The organism is Streptomyces sp. NPDC002779 (assembly GCF_042888685.1).
Taxonomy (GTDB): Bacteria; Actinomycetota; Actinomycetes; order Streptomycetales; family Streptomycetaceae; genus Streptomyces.
Window position 1 is genome coordinate 1 of record NZ_JBIAQC010000086.1, and the last position, 1,270, is coordinate 1,270.

1 protein-coding gene is annotated in these 1,270 nt (G+C 68.0%); it reads right to left on the bottom strand.

What is annotated here, in order from left to right:
- On the bottom strand, positions 1 to 1,145 hold a 1,145-nt coding region (gene istA / locus ACFYW5_RS37985; RefSeq protein WP_389421699.1), incomplete at its 3' end, for an IS21 family transposase.
- Positions 1,146 to 1,270: the final 125 nt, after the last annotated feature.

The window sequence follows — 1,270 nt, forward strand, 5'->3', positions numbered from 1 at the left end:
TGGGTGGCCAGCAGCGTCCCGCCGCTGGCGTCCGCGATGGTGGAATGCAGCATGACCTGCGACTTCGTGGCCCGGATCTCCACCAGTTGACGCGGTCGGGCCCTGCGGGCAGGCACGGAGTAGAGGTTGCCACCGAAGGCAACCAGGCAGTCCTTGCCGACCGGCCGCAGATGCCGCTCGGCCACCAGATACGGAGTCTGCGGCAGAGGCTTGAGAGCTGCGTGGTCGCGGGCTGCCCGCTCTCCGATGATCTGCTGGTGTGTCCTGTGGGCCTGGGCCCGCCGCTGCGGCACCCAGGCGGCGAAGGCGGCGTCCATCTCCTCGACGGAGGAGAACGACCGGCCGGACAGGACGTGGTCGCGGACGATGAGGACCTGGCGCTCGACGCGTCCCTTGCCGGTGGGACGGTAGGCGGCCAGGACGTCGATGTCGAAGTCGTAGTGGCCGGCGAACCCGACCGCTTCCGGGTGCAGCGGGACCGCCTCGCCCGGAGCAACGTGGCGGCGGACCACCGTTTTCGTGCGGTCGTAGACGATCGTCATCGGGACGCCCCCGAAGTGGGCGAAGGCCCGGCGGTGGCAGTCGAAGAACGTCTGCAGGTCCTGGCTGGTGGTGAAGCAGCAGAACGGGTCACGCGAGTACGACAGCGTCACGTGGAAGGAGTAGACCTTCGGGATGCCCATGTGGGCGAGGATCTTGCCTTCGTCGCCCCAGTCGACCTGGGCCTGGGCGCCGGGGATGACCTCGAACCGGCGGTGCATGCCGGCGAGTTCCTTCGGCGTGATGCCGAGTTCCTCGGCGATGCGAGGCCGGGCTTCCTGAACGTAGAGCTTGACGCGCTGGTAGTTGCCGGTGAACCCGTACTCCGCGGCCAGTCGCCCGTGGATCACCGCGGCCTTCATCAAAATCTCTGCCCGCAGCATCGAGTCCACCAGCGGCGCGAACTCGTCGATCACCCTCGCCTTCGACCGCCCGTTCGGCGACCGGCGCGGCGGGGTCGCCGGCCCCGGTGCCGACAAGTACTTGCGGACCGTCTTCCGGTCCAGCCCTGTCTCCCGGGCCACTTCCGACAGGCTGATCGCCCCGGACTCCAGCAGACTCCGGAAGCGCCGAAGTTCCAACCAACGATGCGGATCCAGGACCACCGTCGACCTCCTGCCGCCGCCTCTCACCGACCAAGCAGCAGAGTGCCGAGCAGCAGGTCTCAACGCATCAGCAACTGTCCCTTTTCATCCGTACGCGGGTGGGGACGTTCAGGTGTACGCCGACA